Source organism: Leisingera caerulea DSM 24564 (genome assembly GCF_000473325.1).
In the GTDB taxonomy this organism is placed as follows: domain Bacteria; phylum Pseudomonadota; class Alphaproteobacteria; order Rhodobacterales; family Rhodobacteraceae; genus Leisingera; species Leisingera caerulea.
In genome coordinates this window covers 1,670,145-1,688,190 of sequence record NZ_KI421513.1, presented here as the reverse complement: position 1 = coordinate 1,688,190, position 18,046 = coordinate 1,670,145, and the positions used below count along the sequence as shown (strand labels likewise).

Sequence of the window (18,046 nt, the reverse complement as noted above, 5' to 3'; positions counted from 1 at the left end):
GCGGGGCCCTTACTCCTCAACCTCCGCATCCAGGAGTTCCATATTCAGGCCGAGGCCGCGGACTTCTTTCACCAGAACGTTAAACGATTCCGGTACGCCCGCTTCAAAGTTGTCCTCGCCCTTGACGATCGATTCATAGACCTTAGTCCGGCCTGCAACGTCATCCGATTTCACGGTGAGCATCTCCTGCAGGGTGTAGGCGGCGCCATAGGCTTCCAGAGCCCAGACTTCCATCTCACCAAAGCGCTGACCGCCGAACTGCGCCTTACCGCCCAGCGGCTGCTGGGTAACCAGCGAGTACGGGCCGGTGGAACGCGCGTGGATCTTGTCGTCCACCAGGTGGTGCAGCTTCAGCAGGTACTTGATGCCGACGGTGACCGGACGCGCGAACTGCTCGCCGGTGCGGCCGTCGAACAGGATCGACTGGCCGGACTGGTCAAAGCCCGCACGCACCAGGGCGTCGTTCACATCGTCTTCCTTGGCGCCGTCAAATACCGGGGTCGCAATCGGCACACCACGGGACACGTTGCCTGCGGCTTCAACCAGAGCAGCTTCGGACATGTTGGCAATGCCCTCGTCATAGACATCGTCGCCATAGGCGTGGTGCATCGCTTCACGGACCGGGGTCAGGTCGCCGGAACGGCGGTATTCCTGCAGCGCCTCGTCCACCTTGATGCCGAGGCCGCGCGCGGCCCAGCCCATGTGGGTTTCGAGGATCTGACCGACGTTCATACGCGACGGCACGCCCAGCGGGTTGAGGCAGAAGTCGACCGGGGTGCCGTCGGCGAGGAACGGCATGTCCTCCATCGGCACAACTTTCGAGATCACACCTTTGTTGCCGTGACGGCCGGCCATCTTGTCGCCCGGCTGCAGCTTGCGCTTCACGGCGATGAAGACTTTGACCATCTTCATCACACCCGGCGGCAGGTCGTCGCCGCGGCGGACCTTCTCGACCTTGTCCTCGAAACGGGCATCCAGGGCGCGCTTCTGCGCCTCGTACTGCTCGTTCAGGGCCTCGACCACCTGAGCGTCCTGCTCGTCTTCCAGCGCCAGCATCCACCACTGGCCGCGGGACAGGGAGTCCAGCAGGTCCTCGGTGATTTCGGTGCCGGCACGCACGCCTTTCGGGCCTTTGACGGCCACTTTGCCCAGCAGCATGCCGCGCAGGCGGGCATAGATGTTGCGGTCCAGGATCGCCAGTTCGTCGTCCCGGTCACGGGCCAGACGCTCGACTTCCTCACGCTCGATCTGCAGCGCACGCTCATCTTTTTCCACACCGTGGCGGTTGAAGACGCGCACCTCGACCACGGTGCCGTAGTCGCCCGGCTTCACGCGCAGCGAGGTGTCGCGCACGTCCGAAGCCTTCTCGCCGAAGATGGCGCGCAGCAGCTTCTCTTCCGGGGTCATCGGGCTTTCGCCCTTCGGGGTGATCTTGCCGACCAGAATGTCGCCCGGCTCCACATCGGCGCCGATGTAGACGATGCCCGCCTCGTCGAGGTTGCGCAGGGCTTCCTCGCCGACGTTGGGAATGTCGCGGGTGATTTCTTCCGGCCCCAGCTTGGTGTCACGGGCGGCAACTTCGAATTCCTCGATATGGACCGAGGTGAAGACGTCGTCACGCGCGATGCGCTCGGAGATCAGGATGGAGTCTTCATAGTTGTAGCCGTTCCACGGCATAAACGCGACGACCACGTTCTTGCCCAGAGCCAGTTCGCCCATGTCGGTCGACGGACCGTCGGCGATGACTTCGCCCTTGGTTACGGTGTCGCCCACCTTCACCAGCGGACGCTGGTTGATGCAGGTGTTCTGGTTCGAGCGCTGGAACTTGCGCATGCGGTAGATGTCCACGCCCGCGTCGCCCAGTTCCAGGTCCTCGGTGGCCCGGATCACGATACGCTGCGCATCGACCTGGTCGATGATGCCCGCGCGTTTCGCCTGGATGGCCGCGCCGGAGTCGATCGCAACCTTCTCTTCGATGCCGGTGCCGACCAGCGGCGCCTCTGCGCGCAGCAGCGGAACCGCCTGACGCTGCATGTTCGAGCCCATCAGAGCGCGGTTGGCGTCGTCGTTTTCCAGGAACGGGATCAGCGAGGCCGCAACCGAGACCAGCTGCTTGGGGCTGACGTCGATCAGGTCGACGCTTTCGTTCGGCGCCAGGGTGTAGTCACCCGACTGACGGGTGGACACCAGGTCGTTGATGAACTTGCCGTTCTCGTCCAGGGACGCGTTCGCCTGCGCCACGGTGTGACGCATTTCTTCGGTGGCGGACATGTAGTGGACCTCGTCGGTCACCTGTCCTTCTTTCACCACGCGATAGGGCGTTTCGATGAAGCCGTACTTGTTGACGCGCGCAAAGGTCGCCAGCGAGTTGATCAGACCGATGTTCGGGCCTTCCGGGGTCTCAATCGGGCACATCCGACCATAGTGGGTCGGGTGCACGTCGCGGACCTCAAAGCCTGCACGCTCGCGGGTCAGGCCGCCCGGGCCAAGCGCCGACAGGCGGCGTTTGTGGGTGACTTCCGACAGCGGGTTGGTCTGGTCCATGAACTGCGACAGCTGCGAGGAGCCGAAGAATTCACGCACCGCGGCGGCTGCCGGTTTCGCGTTGATCAGATCCTGCGGCATGACGGTGTCGATCTCGACGGAGGACATCCGCTCCTTGATCGCCCGCTCCATGCGCAGAAGGCCGACGCGGTACTGGTTTTCCATCAGCTCGCCGACGGACCGCACGCGGCGGTTGCCGAGGTGGTCGATGTCGTCGATATCGCCGCGGCCGTCGCGCAGGTCAACCAGCGCCTTGACACAGGCGACGATGTCTTCCTTGCGCAGGGTGCGCTGGGTGTCCTCGGCGTCGAGCGCCAGGCGCATGTTCATCTTCACGCGGCCAACGGCGGACAGGTCATAACGCTCGGAGTCGAAGAACAGGGTGTCGAACAGTGCCGACGCGGCCTCGACGGTGGGCGGCTCGCCCGGGCGCATCACACGGTAGATGTCCATGAGCGCGCTTTCGCGGGTCCGGTTCTTGTCCTGCGCCATAGTGTTGCGCATGTAGGGGCCGACGTTGACGTTGTCGATGTCCAGCACCGGGATGTCGGTGATGCCGGCATCCAGCAGCTCTTTCAGGGAGCCGCCGATCAGTTCGCCGTCTTTGTCGTATTCGAGGGTCAGTTCATCGCCGGCCTCGACGTAGATCGCGCCGTTGTCTTCGTTGATGATGTCCTTGGCGACGAACTTGCCGACGATGTGCTCAAACGGCACCAGCAGCTCGGTGATGGTGCCTTCCTCGATCATCTTCTTAACCGCGCGCGGGGTGACTTTCTTGCCCGCTTCGCAGATGATCTCGCCAGTGGCAGCGTCCACCAGGTCATAGGTCGGGCGGGTGCCGCGCACACGCTCGGGGAAGAAGGGGGTGACCCAGCCGCGGGACTTCTCAAGCTTGAAGTTGACGGTGTTGTAGTAGGCATCCATGATGCCTTCCTGGTCCAGGCCCAGGGCGTACAGCAGGGTGGTCACCGGCAGCTTGCGGCGACGGTCGATACGGGCAAAGACGATGTCTTTGGCGTCGAATTCGAAGTCCAGCCAGGAGCCGCGGTACGGGATGATGCGGCAGGCAAACAGCAGCTTGCCCGAGGAGTGAGTCTTGCCCTTGTCGTGGTCGAAGAACACGCCCGGCGAGCGGTGCATCTGGGACACGATCACGCGCTCGGTGCCGTTCACAATAAAGGTGCCGTTCGGGGTCATCAGGGGCATGTCGCCCATGAAGACGTCCTGCTCCTTGATGTCCTTCACCGACTTGGCGCCGGTGTCCTCGTCGACATCAAACACGATCAGGCGCAGGGTGACCTTCAGCGGCGCGCTGTAGGTCATATCGCGCTGCATGCACTCTTCGACGTCGTATTTCGGCTTTTCAAACGAGTACTTCACGAATTCCAGAACGGAGGTTTCGTTGAAGTCCTTGATCGGGAAGACCGACTGGAACACACCTTTGATGCCTTCGCCGTCAAGCGGCTCGACGTCATCGCCGGAGCGCAGGAACAGATCGTAGGAGGATTTCTGCACCTCAATGAGGTTCGGCATTTCCAGCACTTCGCGGATTTTGCCGTAGTATTTACGTAGACGTTTCTGGCCAAGGAACGATTGAGCCATGTCAGATGTCACCTTTCGAGTTCTCACCGGTCAAGGATGCCGCCGGGCCCCGGCACCTTGCCCATACGAGACAGCGTGTTCGGATCAATTCATGGCCACCGTCCCGAATGGCGGCCTCCCGATCCCTTGAACCTCGCCTGAAAAAGCGCCCCTTACCCAAGGCCCTTTTTAAGACAGGTTAGGCTGGGCCCGGAAAACTCCGGACCCAGCCAAATTTCCGATGCATCTGGAATGCACCAGAGGCAGGACTTAGGCCAGCTCGACTTCGGCGCCAGCTGCTTCCAGCTTGGCTTTGATGTCTTCTGCTTCGGCTTTGTCGATGCCTTCTTTGATTTTGCCGCCTGCTTCGACCAGCTCTTTGGCTTCTTTCAGGCCCAGGCCGGTGATGCCGCGAACTTCTTTGATCACGTTGATCTTGGAAGCGCCGGCGTTCTTCAGAACGACGTCGAATTCGGTCTTTTCTTCTTCAGCTGCACCGCCGGCGTCGCCGCCAGCTGCCATGACAACTGCGCCGCCTGCTGCGGGCTCGATGCCGTATTCGTCTTTCAGGATAGTTTTCAGTTCTTGTGCTTCCAGCAGGGTCAGACCCACGATGCTTTCTGCGAGTGCTTTCAGATCAGCCATTGTATCAGCTCTTTCCGTTTACAGTATGTGTGTTCCAACGTGCGGGCTTGTGCCCCACGCCAGCCATTCAGTGCCAACCGCTTACGCAGCTTCCGCCTTCTCTTCGATGGTCGAAAGGATGCTTGCGATGTTGCTTGCAGGTGCGCCAATCGCGCCGGCGATGTTGGAAGCAGGTGCGCCAATGCAGCTTGCGATCTGAGCGATGAGCTCGTCGCGGGACGGCATTTTCGACACGGCTTCGACACCGGCACGGTCCAGAGCATTCTCACCCATTGCGCCGCCAAGGATCTCAAACTTTTTGTTATCCTTGGCGAAACCCTCGGCCACCTTGGCGGCGGACACGGGGTCTTCGGAATAGGTCAGAACGGTCATCCCTGTCAGCAGGCCGGCCATGCTTGCACACGGCTTACCCTCGAGGGCGATTTTGGCGAGCCTGTTCTTGGCAACACGCACGGAGCTGTTCGCGTCACGGGCACGTGCGCGCAGATCCTGCATCTCGGCAACTGTCAGACCGGCGTAGTGAGCAACCACCACGACGCCAGAGCTTTCGAAGATCTGGCCGAGTTCCTCGACCACTTTCTCTTTCTGGGCTCTATCCACAGTTCTCTCCAAGTTAGGGATGCTTACACACCCCGGCTCATATTTGCCGGCTCAAATGAACCGGCGTTCAGGTCCGTTTTACGGGATGAGCCAAATCCGCCCGAGGGATTGAAAACCCCCGATCTTCTTGGTCTGTACCCGTCTCAGGAGGGGAATTAAGGTCAGATCGGAGACCACCCACCATCTTGGACGAAATGAAATAAAGCGCACGACGAATCGCACGCTTTACCTCGCAGCCGTAATTAGTCCCATTTGAGGGGATTTCCAAGGGGCAAATTGGAAAATGCGCCTGCTCGCGGTATTCCGCCAGGACAGAAAAAGGGCGGCCCTTGCGGTGCCGCCCTTCTGACATCAGCTGTGCGTCCCGATCACTCGGTGACAGCGTTGTCCACGTCAACCGTGATGCCCGGACCCATGGTCGAGGACAGGTTGATCTTTTTCATGTAGGCGCCTTTGGCGCCCGACGGCTTGGCTTTGGCCACAGCCGACACGAAGGCACGAACGTTCTCGACCAGCTTGGCTTCGTCAAAGGACGCTTTGCCGACGCCGGCGTGCACAACGCCGCCTTTTTCCGCTTTGAACTGGACTTCGCCGCCCTTGGCTGCTTCCACGGCCGCTTTCACGTCCATGGTCACGGTGCCGACTTTCGGGTTCGGCATCAGGTTGCGCGGGCCGAGGATCTTACCCAGGCGGCCGACGACGGGCATCATGTCCGGGGTCGCGATGCAGCGGTCAAAGTCGATGTTGCCGGCCTGGATGGATTCCATCAGGTCTTCGGCGCCAACGATGTCTGCGCCGGCTTCCTTGGCTTCGTCCGCCTTGGGGCCGCGAGCGAAGACAGCGACGCGCATGTCTTTGCCGGTGCCGTTCGGCAGGCCAACCACGCCGCGGACCATCTGGTCTGCGTGACGGGTGTCAACGCCCAGGTTCATGGCGATTTCGACGGTTTCGTCGAACTTAGCGTTGGCGTTGGCCTTGATCAGGGCAACAGCCTCTTCCACCGACAGGTTGTCCTTGCCAGCGAAAGCTTCGCGCGCAGCGCGGGTGCGTTTTCCGAGCTTTGCCATCTTACTTCACCTCGATGCCCATGGAGCGGGCAGAGCCCAGGATGATCTGCATTGCCGCTTCGACGTCGTTGGCGTTCAGATCTTTCATCTTGGCTTCGGCGATCTCTTTCACCTGAGCCGCGGTCACGGTGCCGACGGTTTCGCGCGACGGGTTGGTCGCGCCGGACTTAATCTTGGCAGCCTTCTTCAGGTAGTAAGACGCGGGCGGCGTCTTGATGTCCATGGTGAAGGACTTGTCCTGGTAGTAGGTGATCACGGTCGGGCACGGCGCACCGGGCTCCATGTCTGCGGTCTTGGCGTTGAACGCCTTGCAGAATTCCATGATGTTGATGCCGCGCTGACCCAGGGCCGGGCCGACCGGCGGGGACGGGTTTGCCTGACCTGCAGGAACCTGCAGCTTCATCGAACCAACAAGCTTCTTAGCCATTTGGTTTTCCTTTCAACTAGGACGGGACGCGTCCCATCCAATTCAAGTTGCGTGGTCGGATTTCAGGATCGCGATCCCTCAATCTCCCACGAGAGAATCTCGCCCGAAGACGATAGAGGCGGCATGTACAGGGGAAAGGAAGCGGTGGCAAGCCGTTGGCGCGCGCAATCAGACATGAGCTCTTCACGCCCAAATCGTTCGCTGCTGCGCTGAAGGGGCCCTATTCCAAAAAGACAACCCGGGGCGATAAGCGCTCCGAATGCCACCAGGCCTCGCCGTGCATACTGCAGCAGTACAATTATTCAGGCTTGGGAAGTGGTGCCCGGGGGCGGAATCGAACCACCGACACGAGGATTTTCAATCCACTGCTCTACCCCTGAGCTACCCGGGCACGGGAAGGCTGTTCGCCTTGGGTGGGGGCCTTCTATGCTTTGGGCGCGGCGGTGTCCAGAGGATTTTTCAAAGAAAATCGCTAATGGCAGGTCTTGGGCTTATTTTCTTCCGACGAATGCGCGCGCTCCGTTTCTTCCAAAGCGTTTTCAATGTCTTCCGGGGCTTGGCTGGGCACCGAATAGGAGCCATTCAGCCATTTCCCAAGGTCGATATCGGCACAGCGCTTGGAGCAAAAGGGCCGGTAAGCCCGTAACGATTCCCCGCCGCAGACCGGACAGCTCATTTCAGCACCTCCTGCAGCAGGGGACGGCCGCGTTTGCGCTGCAATTCGTAATGCCCAAGATTGGTCCAGCCGACCAGAACCGTTTCCTCGGGATCAGCCCGCAATGCGGCCCGCAGCGCGCTCTCGAAGCCCCGCCTGTCCTTCTTTGGCATCGGCGCCAAATCCAGCACGATCTGCCCGCCCAGGCCTCTGACGCGCAGGGCCCGCGGCAAGGCTTTGGCCGCAGCCATATTGGCTTTGATACCTGCGGCCAGCGAAGTGTCGGAGCCAGTGTTCACATCCACTGCGACCAGGGCGCGGGTCGGTTCGATGAACAGGAAAGCGCCGCCCGGCAGCGGTTCGCGGATGCCCTGGGCAATGTCCAGCGCATCCAGAACGCCGAGGCGCTCAAATCCGCCCGGATCGCGCTCCACATCCGCGGGATCCACCCAGTCCCGCCAGGCCAGCAGGTGCGGGCCGTCGCCTTCAGACAGGACCTCCGCCTCAGCCCCCTCATCCTGCATCACCTGAGATGCCAAAGCCGCCATGGCAGCAACATCCTCGGCGATCTCTTCGCGGTCCGCTCCGGCGCAGGCGGAACGCAGGATCAGCCCGTATCCCGTCTCACCCATTTCCTCATGCGCAATTTCCAGCAGCCGGTCCCGCTCGTCCTCGTCGCGGATGCTGCGGGAAATGTTCAGCCCCGGCGCCTCCGGCGTCACAATCGCATAGCGGCTTTTGAACAGCAGCTTCTGAGTGACCGGGATCGCCTTGCCCGGTTCCGCATAGCCGGAGACCTGCACCAGGATCATTTGCCCCGGCGCCAATCCTTTGACCTGGCGCAGGAAGGCCGGTCCGTCAGGCGTGGTCAGGAACATGCCGCCCTGCCCTTTCACCGGCCGGTCGGCGCGGGCGCGGTAGATCGTGCCGGGCGCGGGCGCATCGCTTTCGATCAGGAAGTCTTCCAGCTTGCCATCCACCATCAGCGCAGCGGCTTCACGGTCCTGGATGTGGTCGAGAATAATCGTACGGCCCTTCATGCGGCGGCCTCCTGATACAGCGGCAGCCCGGCGGCGCGCAGAAGATTGGCAGTTTCGGACAGCGGCAGCCCGACAATGCCGGTAAAGGAGCCGCTGATCCATGGAATGAAAGCCCCGGCGGGCCCTTGGATGGCATAGGCGCCGGCCTTGCCTTCCCAATCGCCTGTGGCGAGGTAGGCATTCAGCTCCTCGTCCGACAGGTTTTTCATTTTCACCTGGCTCACCACGTCCTTTTCCCAGATGCGGTCGCCGCGGCGCACGGCAACCGCGGTAATCACACGGTGGCGGCGCCCGGACAGGGCCAGCAGGAACTCTGCTGCCTCGCCTGCGTCCCGCGGCTTGCCGAGGATCCGGCGGCCCAGTGCGACGGTGGTGTCGGCGCAAAGAACGATATCGTCTGCCCCCGCGGGAACAGCCTGCGTTTTTTCCCGCGTCACCCGCGCGCAGTAAGCCCGCGGCAGCTCGCCCTTGAACGGCGTTTCGTCGATTTCCGGCGGGCGCACCGTATCCGGATGCACCCCAAGCTGCGCCAGCAGCTGCAGCCGCCGCGGGCTGCCAGATCCCAGAATAAATGCCATGCCTGGCCCCTCTTACCGGTTTACGCCTGTCATACGGTGAATACCGGCAGCGTTAAAGAGCGGGCCGCCCTATCATCCTGCCGGAAATACCCCCGTCCCGCCGCCTGGCAATCAGCTTCGCCGCCGGGAAGGGAGGCAACGGCCTTCAGACCGCGTCAAAAAACAAAAGCCCGGCGCGGTGCCGGGCTTTGTTTGTCTTGGCAGATCAACGGCTTACTTAAAGCGGTAGTTGATCCGGCCCTTCGTCAGGTCATAAGGTGTCATTTCCACCTGGACCCGGTCGCCAGCCAGAACACGGATGCGGTTCTTGCGCATCTTGCCTGCCGTATGTGCGATGATTTCATGGCCGTTTTCCAGCTCGACCCGAAACGTCGCATTAGGCAGGAGTTCCTTCACGACACCGGGAAATTCGAGCGTATCTTCCTTGGCCATGTTGTCTCCATCATTGGGTTAACCCGCAAACTGCGGGACGTGCGCTTAAATGGGGTCATTTTCCCAATATTTCAAGGGCTCAATCAGCAAAGTGCGGCCTTTGTGACCAAATTTACCCGCGGTGTTTGCTCTTCCCAATGCAGCCGGTTCAGCACCCCGCCATCAGCCCGGACATGTGCGATGGCCTCCAGATCGGCTTCGGCATAGGTCCAGCCCGGCTGGTTCAGCACCCCTTCAGCCAGCACTCCGGTTGCGGGGAAGCCCTTGTCCGGCGGGCCGAAAATGCCGCCCATGCCGGTGTTCGTGTCCACCGCTTCGGACCATGCGTTTGCGCCGACGATCGAGGCCATGGCGGTCACGCACTGGTTCTCCAGTGCCCGCGACATGGCGCCAATGCGCACCCGCCAGTATCCGGCCAGCGCCTCGGTGCAGGAGGGGACGAGAATCACATCCGCCTCCGCCAGGGCACGGCCCAGCAGCGGGAATTCGCTGTCATAGCAGATCAGCACACCGATTCTGCCTAAGCTGGTCTCGAAAATCTTGAGCGGCCCGCCCCCGGCGATGCCCCAGGGCGCGCGCTCGAACCGGGTCATGATCTGCTTGTCCTGATGATCGCGGCTGCCGCCGGGCGTATAGAATTCTGCCCGGTTCACCGGCTGGTCCAGCCCGCTGTGCACCGGGGCGGAGGCCCCGAGGATGTGAACGCCATGTTCGGCGGCCAGCCTCAGGTGCAGCGCCGCCGCATCCTCCATCTTTTCCGAAACCGAGTGAATCGACTGCGCCAGATCGCCGGCCACCGCCGCCCCGTCCAGGGTGGACAGCTCCATCGCACCGTATTCCGGGAACACCAGCAGCTCTGCCCCGTTGCCGGCAGCCTCCGCGACCCAGGCAGCGAGCTTGTCTTCGTACTGCGCCCAGCTATCGAGCCAGTCGAGCGGATAAGCGGCAGTGGCGATTTTCATCCTGTCTTCCCCTTGTGCAAATGCAGACCCTAGGTATTCCGGTTATCTTTTGGCGGCCTCCGGAAGAGGGGGTGACTTCCGTACACCCCCTGTGCACCCTCTGTACACCCCTTCTGCGGCGGCCTGGCAAAACGCTCTTTGGCCGAGCCGCTCCGGCAGGGCTACAAATCCCGGATCCAGAACTGCAGCGGCTTCTTGGTTTCTTCCGCCTGATCCACATCCTTCCAGGAGAAATGCGCGATGGCGCCCGCCAGCGGCTGGTAGCCGCGCTTACGCCAGAACGGATCGAGCGGCGCGTAATCCGCAGGCCGCAGCGGATGGTCCGCCGGACGCTGCACGCCGCAAAAAGCGCATTTGCTGAAACCGTATTTGCGGGCGTGCGCCTCGCGCGCGTCAAAGAACCCGTGGCCAACGCCATGGCCGCGGTATTCCGGCAGCAGCACCGATTCGGCGCAATAGAAGACGTCATTCAGATCAATGCCGGTGCCCGCAAAGGCCGCCGCGAAATCATCTGCATGATCTGCCAGCGGCGCGCCGGTCGAGGCACCGACCAGGGTCTCGCCGTCAAAGGCCCCGACCACCACGGCGTGTTCACTGTCGCGGTAGCTTTGCAGGTACTCGCGCTCATAGGCCAGGTCACCGTCGTACAGATATGGCCAGGCGCGGAACACTTTGATCCGGAGGCGGGCCACATCGTCCAGCGCGGCCTCCAGCGCCGCACCGGTCATCGCTTCGACCCGGATCGTCATCCGGCAGACACCTGGGCGATCCAGTCCGCCAGGTTGTAATAGGTGGTGACGCGGGAAATCTTGCCGTCCTTCAGCTCAAAGAACGATCCGCCCGGCAGGCGGTAGGTCTGGCCCTTGGCTTCCGGCAGGCCCTCGTCGGTTGCCAGGTAGGTGCCGTTGACAATGAACTCCGCCGCCGCACGGGTCACGTCCTCGCTGGCGAAGATCACCAAATCGGTCAGCTCTTCCTTGTAGCAGTGGCTCATATGGGCGCAAAATTCTGCGAATTTCTCCTTGCCCACGCGGATCTGCCCTTCATTCACGTGATGAGCAATCTGCTCGTCCAGGCAGTCCAGCATGGCATCAGTGTCGCCTGCATTGAAGGCTGCAAAATAGCGCGCAATGGTGTCGGTCATGTTCTCTCCGTCGGTTCGCCCCAGCGGTTTTTCAGGTGCTGGATGATTTGGTCCCGTGTTTGCCGGTAGACGTCTAGCTTGGCTTCGCGCGTCTCGCCGAGCCCGGTAGGGTCCATAATCGGCCAATATTCGACATCGAGGTGGAAAAACCGGGTGAGCTCGAGCGCCCGGCGCTGGCTGGCGGGCGACAGCGCCACCACCAGGTCGAAGGACGACAGGTCGTCGCCCCAGCGTTCCATCTCGTCGAAGGAGCGCGAGCGGTGGCGGGACAGCTCGACGTCGATTTCCTGGCAGACGGCGATGGAGAAACCGTCGATTTCCATATCGTTCTTGACGCCGGCGGATTGCACATAGGTGCCGGTGCCATAGAATTTTTTCATGATGCCCTCCGCCATCGGAGAGCGGACCGAATTGTGGTCGCAACAGAACAGAACGGACTGCGGCAGCTCCTCCACCCGTCAGCCTCCGAAATGCAGGACACAGATCAGGGTAAACAGGCGGCGGGCGGTATCGGTGTCGACCTCCGCCTTGCCTTCCAGCCGCTCCTGCAGCACCCGGCTGCCCTCGTTGTGGATGCCGCGCCGGGCCATGTCGATGGTCTCGATCTGGCTCGGCGGCATTGTCTTTACCGCGGTGAAGTAGCTTTCGCAGATCTGGTAATAGTCCTTCACCACCTGCCGGAACGGAGACAGCGACAGGTGGAATTCCGCGGCCTTCTCACCGGATTCGGTGTTGATATCAAAGACCAGCCGCTTGTCGCGGATCGCCAGGCCCAGGTGGTAGGGACCGTCGGGCAGCCCGCGGTCCTCGCGGGACGGCAGGGTAAAGCTGTTCTGTTCGATCAGGTCATAGATCGCCACCTTGCGCTCCTGCTCGATCTCAGGGGTCGGAGGCGGCAGGTTGCGGTCGTCCAGTTCAATGTGGCTGATGCGGCTCATGGGTCTTTGTCTCTAAATGCGCTGAGGCGTCCGGCCATGAGTATCGCACCGGCGCGCCTGGGGCAATGCAGCAGCAGGCGTCACCCCACGGCCGGTATGCGGCAGCGCTTGACAGGCAGAGCCCGCCTGCCCAGCCTGTCCCGGGCAGGAGACAGGATGATGACAGCGCTCGAACAGTTTTCCCTCACAGGCCAGCGCGCGCTGGTGACCGGATCCACCGGCGGGCTGGGCTTGGCCGCCGCCCGGCTGCTGGCTGAGTCCGGGGCCGAGGTTTGGATCAACGGGCGCAGCCAGGCCCGGGTGGCAGCGGCCGTGGCCCGGATGCCCGGAACCGCCCGCCCCCTGGTTCTGGATGTGGCAGACGAAGACGCTTGCGTTGCGGCAATGGAGGAAATCGCGGCAGCAGGCGGTCTGGACATCCTGGTCAACAACGTCGGCCAGCGCGACCGCCGCAGCCTGCCGGAATTCTCCCGCGCTGATCTGCTGGCGCTGTGGGAGGTCGACCTGGTCTCCCCCTTCCGCCTGAGCCAGCTGGCGGCGGTGCAAATGGCCGCCAAGGGCTATGGCCGCATCATCAATATCTCCTCGATTGCGGGCCTTATCGCGCAGGCGGGCGACGCCGCCTATACCACTGCCAAGGCCGGCATCAACGGCATGACCAAGGCGCTGGCGGCAGAGCTTGGCCCCAAAGGCATCACCGTGAACGCAATTGCCCCGGGGTTTTTCAAGACCGCCCCCAACATGGCCGCAGCAGCGGATCCGGCAATTGCGGAAAAGCTCAAGGCCGCCACCTCCCTCGGCCGCTGGGGGGAGCCTGAGGAGCTTGCACCGGCCGTCCTCTTTCTCGCCTCCCCAGCCGCGTCCTACATAACCGGCCAGGTGCTGGCGGTGGACGGCGGCTATACCACGCATTACTGAGGTCTGCGTCATTTTTCCGGGAAAAATGACTTGAGGCCTCCGGCGGGGATATTTCTGGCCAGATGAAGTTACGGATCGTTAACCCGGTTCCGCAACCCTGATCCTGCGGTACAGGCGGGGACGCCGATGACCGCGCCAGGTGAAGCGCCCCGGCGGGCTCCGGGGCGCGGATCCCTTTTCATCTGGCTGAAAACATCCCGGGGTGCATGCGCGGCACGCGCAGAGGGGCAGAGCCCCTGCGCCGCTTACTCGTTCAGCGCATCCAGCCGTGCAGTGACGGACAGCCCGTGCGCCTCCAGGCTTTCGCTTTTCGCCAGCACCTCTGCCGCCGGGCCGATGGCGCGCAGCGAGTCCGGGGTCATCTGGCTGAAAGTTGTGCGCTTGAGGAAATCCATCACCGAAAGGCCGGAAGAGAACCGCGCCGAGCGCGCGGTCGGCAGCACGTGGTTCGGGCCGCCAACATAGTCGCCAATGGCTTCGGGCGTGTACTGGCCCAGAAAAATTGCACCCGCATGCACTGTCTTCTCGCTTAGCGCCGCAGGGTCAGCGACGCAAAGTTCCAGGTGCTCCGGCGCGATGCGGTTCGACAGCGCCGCGGCCTCGTCCAGATCCTGCACGGTGATCACCGCGCCGAAATCGCGCCAGGAGACACCGGCAATCGAACGGCGTTCCAGCGTTTCCAGCCGTTTATCCACCGCCGCGGCCGCCGCGCGGCCAAAGCCCTCGTCATCGGTGATCAGGATCGACTGGGCGCTTTCGTCGTGCTCGGCCTGGCTCATCAGGTCCAGCGCAATCCAGTCCGGATTGTTGTCCTTGTCGGCAATCACCAGGATTTCAGACGGGCCGGCGATCATGTCGATGCCGACCTTGCCGAACACCCGCCGCTTGGCCGCCGCGACAAAGGCATTGCCGGGGCCGGTGATCTTGTCCACCGGCGCAATGGTCTCAGTGCCATAAGCCAGCGCCGCCACGGCCTGCGCGCCGCCGACCCGGTAGATTTCATCCACCCCGGCAATCCGGGCCGCCAGCAGCACAAGCGGGTTGATCTGGCCGTCCGGCGTGGGCACGGTGACCGCCAGCCGCTCCACCCCTGCGACCTTGGCCGGAATGGCATTCATAAGCACGGATGACGGATAGGACGCCAGCCCGCCCGGCACATAAAGCCCCGCAGCCGACACCGCCGACCAGCGCCAGCCCAGCGTTGCGCCGGTCTCGTCCGTCCACTGCGCATCCTCCGGCATCTGGCGGGCATGATAGGCGCGGATCCGTTCTGCTGCCAGTTCCAGTGCAGCGCGTTCTTCTGCAGGCACATCCGCAATCGCCGCATCCGCCTCTGCATCGGTAATGCGCAGCTGCGCGGGCGCCAGCTCCAGCCGGTCGAATTTCGCCGTCAGCTCCACCAGCGCGGCATCGCCGCGGCCGCGCACGTCCGCGATGATCCCGGCAACGATGGAATCCACATCCGGGCTGTCCTCGCGCTTGGCGCCCAGCAGCGCCGTGAAGGATTCTTCGAAATCGGTGTCACGGGTGTTCAGAAACTGCGGCATCGGGATCTCCTTTGGCCTTCGCATAGCTGCATGCCCGGGCAGTCTCAAGATGTATGGCAGCAGGCGGAGCAATTGGACGCAACAGCGGGCATGCTGCGCTTGGGCCGGTTTCCAATTGCCCCGGCGTTTGCTTTAACCAGTCAGAGCCGCCTGCATCAGCCCAGCGGCTTGCGCATCGGAATGCAAGGCAAGCAGCAGGAAGCAGCAGGAGCCTCTGCCTGCCGCCAGCCATGCTTCCGGCAAAAGCCCAGCGCGGCACGGGTTGCGCTCAAACGCCCTTCGCTATGGCCAGCGCTGTGCAGCTCCGCCTCAAGATGCGCCAGCAGTGCCGAGCCTGTGCCCTGCCTTGCGGCGCTGGGGGCAACATAGAGCAATGTCACCGTGCCATCCGGATCCAGCCCACCCACTGCCGCGGCTTGGCCGTTGCGTTCGGCCAGCCAGCACCGCCCGGCCCCGCCTAACCAGGCGCGGATTTGCCCGGGGGCCACGGCGGCGGTCCACGCGTCAATCCGCTGCGGATCGCAGCCATGGCCGGCCTGGCACAAACCTCGGACCGAAGCGGTAAGGACCTGACTCATGGCGAAGACGTCGAAAACAGACGCGGGACGGATCTCCAGGCCGCTCAGCGGGCGGGCGAACGCCTGAGAGATGCCGCGTTTGTTCTGCATAGGTCAGGCTTTGTGGTCCGGCGCCTTCCCCGACGGCGCCCGGTAAGGCCGGGTCACATCGCGCAAGGACACCTCCAGCGCTTCGACCGACAGGCGGATGGCCCCGTCGCCCGCCAGGGTGAGCAGCACGTGGCCGGTGCCGTCTTCACCGGGCTCAAAACTGACGGCAAGCAGGGACAGCACCAAGTCCTTGTCCTTGCGGTCCACTCCTTGAGAGGCGACCCGCAGAACATTGTCCACCACCAGCAGCGACTGCACCCGCTCATAGGCGCGGCCGCGGCGTTCGGCGGCATCCCGGTCCTCCCAGCGGAAGCGGTTCAGCAGCAGGGCAAAGCGGCGCTCTGATGCGCGCCAGCTCATTTCGGTCGCCGGGAAAACAGCATCCTGAACCAGCGAGGAGATGACTTTGAGATCCTCCTCCTCCAATGCGCCCAGATTCAGCGGGACTTCGCGGCCGTCCTCGAAACTTGCATCCGCCATCACTGCTCCTTGATCCGCTCGATTTTGGCACCGACACCGGACAGCTTGCGCACCACATGCTCATAGCCGCGGTCCAGGTGGTAGACACGGCTCACCCTGGTTTCACCTTCTGCCGCCAGACCAGCAAGAATCAGCGAGACCGAAGCGCGCAGGTCGGTGGCCATGACGGGCGCACCTTTCAGCTTTTCGACGCCGGTCACCGTGGCATGGCCGCCATGCACCTCGATCTGCGCGCCCATGCGCACCAGTTCCGGCGCATGCATAAAGCGGTTCTCAAAAATCTTCTCTTCCAGCACCGATGTGCCTTCGGCGGTGCACATCAACGCCATCATCTGCGCCTGCAGGTCGGTCGGGAAGCCGGGGAAGGGTTCGGTCACAACGTCAACCGCCTTTACCCGGCCGTTCTTGCGGCTGACCTTAAGGCCCTTTTCCGTCTCCGTCACTTGAATACCCGCAGCATCCAGTTTTTCGCAGAACGCCCCGAGCAGAGAGATACGGCCGCCCAGAAGCTCCACCTCGCCGCCGCAGATCGCCGGGGCCAGCATATAGGTGCCAAGCTCAATCCGGTCGGTGACCACCTGGTGAGTCGCGCCGTGCAGCCGGTCGACCCCCTGGATGGTGATGTCGGGGGAGCCGTCGCCCTCGATCTGCGCGCCCATTTTCCGCAGGCAGTCCGCCAGGTCGGTGATTTCCGGCTCGCGCGCAGCGTTCTTGATGACTGTGGTGCCCTTGGCAAGGGTTGCGGCCATCATGATGTTTTCGGTAGCGCCAACGGAGGCAAAGCTCAGCTCTACCACCGCGCCCTTGAGGCCGCCCGGCGCCTTGGCGTGCAAGTAGCCGTCTTTCAGCTCAATCTCGGCGCCCAGAGCCTCCAACCCGTGGATGTGCAGATCCATCGGCCGCGCGCCGATGGCGCAGCCGCCCGGCAGCGACACCACCGCCTGGCCCAGCCGGGCCAGCATCGGGCCCAGCACCAGGTTGGAAGCGCGCATTTTCCGCACGATCTCATAATCGGCGACATGGCTTGTCAGATCGTGGCTCGACATTGCCAGCACCTGTCCGTCCTGCAGGCTGGACACCTCGGCGCCCAAAGATTGCAGCAGCAGCGTCATCGTCTTGATGTCGCTGAGCCGGGGCGCATTGGTCAGCGTCAGCGGCTCTTCGCTGAGCAGGGTCGCCGGCATGAGGGTTAAGCAGGCGTTCTTGGCGCCGGCGATCGGGATCTGCCCGTTCAGCGGGCCATTGCCCGTTACCAAAATCGAATCCATCCGCTCTTACTCTCCGCTCTTACCTGTATCCTGGTCCTGCTTTTCAGCCCGCGCCTTGGCCTGCGCCTTGCGCCGGGCCATGTTGGCCTTGAGCGCGGCCTTCAGCCGGTCTTCGCGAGAGGCCGCAGATCCGTCGTTTTTCGGTGTTTTCTTCTCTGCCATAGAACTTCTGTAACTTAGTGCGAAAAAACCGTCCAGAATGCTCTTGCACCCCTCCGCGTTTATGCCTAAAAGCCCCCTCACCGGCGCTGCTGTAGCTCAGAGGTAGAGCACTCCCTTGGTAAGGGAGAGGTCGAGAGTTCAATTCTCTCCAGCAGCACCATCTTCCAAAACATCAATACTTTCACAAGCTTACCGCCCCAGTTCGCGACGTTGCGGCAACTTCTGGGATGACACGCCGCTGCGGGCAGTCTTGGCATCCTGAAAGTCGGGGGTTTATGCGCTTCTTGCGGCACCGGCTGCCTTCCGGGCGGTTTCCAGCCGTGACCGGCCTGGCAGCGCCGCCGCCGCAACCGGCACCGCAGATTCGCAGCGGCCGGAACGCCTGACGGC

Annotated in this window: 20 protein-coding genes and 2 tRNA genes; 2 read left to right on the top strand and 20 right to left on the bottom strand. The window is 62.8% G+C overall.

From position 1 onward, the window contains the following. Positions 1-9: 9 nt before the first annotated feature. From rpoB to CAER_RS0115445, 15 genes are all read right to left on the bottom strand, one after another. Entirely contained in the window at positions 10-4,146 is a 4,137-nt protein-coding gene (gene rpoB / locus CAER_RS0115515; protein ID WP_027236233.1) for a DNA-directed RNA polymerase subunit beta, read from the bottom strand. 249 nt (positions 4,147-4,395) lie between these two features. Beyond that, a complete protein-coding gene (rplL, locus tag CAER_RS0115510) occupies positions 4,396-4,770 on the bottom strand; it encodes a 50S ribosomal protein L7/L12 (RefSeq protein ID WP_027236232.1) in 375 nt (124 codons plus the stop codon). Between the two features lie 81 nt (positions 4,771-4,851). Then, positions 4,852-5,370 (bottom strand): 50S ribosomal protein L10, encoded by a 519-nt coding sequence (gene rplJ / locus CAER_RS0115505; protein WP_027236231.1) that lies wholly within the window; start codon positions 5,368-5,370, stop codon positions 4,852-4,854. Positions 5,371-5,738: 368 nt separating this feature from the next. After that, positions 5,739-6,437, bottom strand: a complete 699-nt coding sequence (gene rplA / locus CAER_RS0115500; protein WP_027236230.1) for a 50S ribosomal protein L1 — start codon at positions 6,435-6,437, stop codon at positions 5,739-5,741. Position 6,438: 1 nt separating this feature from the next. Next, positions 6,439-6,864, bottom strand: coding sequence for a 50S ribosomal protein L11 (rplK, locus tag CAER_RS0115495; RefSeq protein WP_027236229.1), 426 nt, complete (start codon positions 6,862-6,864; stop codon positions 6,439-6,441). A gap of 316 nt (positions 6,865-7,180) precedes the next feature. After that, a tRNA-Phe gene (locus CAER_RS0115490) sits at positions 7,181-7,255 on the bottom strand. 81 nt (positions 7,256-7,336) lie between these two features. Next, the gene (locus CAER_RS0115485; protein WP_027236228.1) at positions 7,337-7,540 is read right to left on the bottom strand and encodes a DNA gyrase inhibitor YacG; all 204 of its coding nucleotides are present in this window, start codon (positions 7,538-7,540) and stop codon (positions 7,337-7,339) included. Beyond that, entirely contained in the window at positions 7,537-8,559 is a 1,023-nt protein-coding gene (locus CAER_RS0115480; RefSeq protein ID WP_027236227.1) for a ribonuclease E/G, read from the bottom strand. Before CAER_RS0115480 ends, CAER_RS0115485 begins: the two co-directional genes overlap by 4 nt. Continuing rightward, positions 8,556-9,137 carry a Maf family protein gene (locus CAER_RS0115475; RefSeq protein ID WP_027236226.1) on the bottom strand — a complete coding sequence of 194 codons (582 nt, stop codon included), beginning with the start codon at positions 9,135-9,137 and terminating at the stop codon, positions 8,556-8,558. Before CAER_RS0115475 ends, CAER_RS0115480 begins: the two co-directional genes overlap by 4 nt. 213 nt (positions 9,138-9,350) lie before the next feature. After that, positions 9,351-9,569 (bottom strand): translation initiation factor IF-1, encoded by a 219-nt coding sequence (gene infA / locus CAER_RS0115470; protein ID WP_005620785.1) that lies wholly within the window; start codon positions 9,567-9,569, stop codon positions 9,351-9,353. 83 nt (positions 9,570-9,652) lie between these two features. Then, positions 9,653-10,531 (bottom strand): carbon-nitrogen hydrolase family protein, encoded by an 879-nt coding sequence (locus CAER_RS0115465; RefSeq protein WP_027236225.1) that lies wholly within the window; start codon positions 10,529-10,531, stop codon positions 9,653-9,655. A gap of 161 nt (positions 10,532-10,692) precedes the next feature. Next, complete coding sequence (locus CAER_RS0115460; protein WP_027236224.1) at positions 10,693-11,280, bottom strand: GNAT family N-acetyltransferase; 588 nt, start codon at positions 11,278-11,280, stop codon at positions 10,693-10,695. Continuing rightward, positions 11,277-11,675, bottom strand: coding sequence for a ketosteroid isomerase-related protein (locus CAER_RS0115455; protein ID WP_027236223.1), 399 nt, complete (start codon positions 11,673-11,675; stop codon positions 11,277-11,279). The genes CAER_RS0115460 and CAER_RS0115455 overlap by 4 nt, the downstream gene beginning before the upstream one ends. Beyond that, positions 11,672-12,130 (bottom strand): arsenate-mycothiol transferase ArsC, encoded by a 459-nt coding sequence (locus CAER_RS0115450; protein WP_027236222.1) that lies wholly within the window; start codon positions 12,128-12,130, stop codon positions 11,672-11,674. Before CAER_RS0115450 ends, CAER_RS0115455 begins: the two co-directional genes overlap by 4 nt. 3 nt (positions 12,131-12,133) lie before the next feature. Further along, positions 12,134-12,613 carry a UPF0262 family protein gene (locus tag CAER_RS0115445; RefSeq protein ID WP_027236221.1) on the bottom strand — a complete coding sequence of 160 codons (480 nt, stop codon included), beginning with the start codon at positions 12,611-12,613 and terminating at the stop codon, positions 12,134-12,136. Positions 12,614-12,772: 159 nt separating this feature from the next. Between CAER_RS0115445 and CAER_RS0115440 the strand changes: the two genes are divergently transcribed. Next, complete coding sequence (locus CAER_RS0115440) at positions 12,773-13,531, top strand: SDR family oxidoreductase (protein ID WP_036797725.1); 759 nt, start codon at positions 12,773-12,775, stop codon at positions 13,529-13,531. A gap of 245 nt (positions 13,532-13,776) precedes the next feature. On the opposite strand, the gene hisD is transcribed toward CAER_RS0115440, so the two are convergent. The 5 genes from hisD to CAER_RS30185 all read right to left on the bottom strand — a co-directional run bounded on the left by hisD (position 13,777) and on the right by CAER_RS30185 (position 17,656). Then, entirely contained in the window at positions 13,777-15,078 is a 1,302-nt protein-coding gene (hisD, locus tag CAER_RS0115435) for a histidinol dehydrogenase (protein WP_027236219.1), read from the bottom strand. A 155-nt stretch (positions 15,079-15,233) separates the two neighbouring features. Next, positions 15,234-15,746 (bottom strand): GNAT family N-acetyltransferase, encoded by a 513-nt coding sequence (locus CAER_RS0115430; protein ID WP_027236218.1) that lies wholly within the window; start codon positions 15,744-15,746, stop codon positions 15,234-15,236. 3 nt (positions 15,747-15,749) lie between these two features. Then, positions 15,750-16,226, bottom strand: a complete 477-nt coding sequence (locus CAER_RS0115425) for a DUF2948 family protein (protein WP_027236217.1) — start codon at positions 16,224-16,226, stop codon at positions 15,750-15,752. Continuing rightward, the gene (gene murA / locus CAER_RS0115420) at positions 16,226-17,494 is read right to left on the bottom strand and encodes a UDP-N-acetylglucosamine 1-carboxyvinyltransferase (RefSeq protein WP_027236216.1); all 1,269 of its coding nucleotides are present in this window, start codon (positions 17,492-17,494) and stop codon (positions 16,226-16,228) included. The genes CAER_RS0115425 and murA overlap by 1 nt, the downstream gene beginning before the upstream one ends. Before the next feature lie 6 nt (positions 17,495-17,500). Further along, positions 17,501-17,656: a hypothetical protein gene (locus tag CAER_RS30185; RefSeq protein WP_167332323.1), complete on the bottom strand. Its 156-nt coding sequence runs from the start codon at positions 17,654-17,656 to the stop codon at positions 17,501-17,503. A gap of 85 nt (positions 17,657-17,741) precedes the next feature. On the opposite strand from CAER_RS30185, the gene CAER_RS0115410 reads away from it, so the two are divergent. Further along, a tRNA-Thr gene (locus CAER_RS0115410) sits at positions 17,742-17,816 on the top strand. Positions 17,817-18,046: the final 230 nt, after the last annotated feature.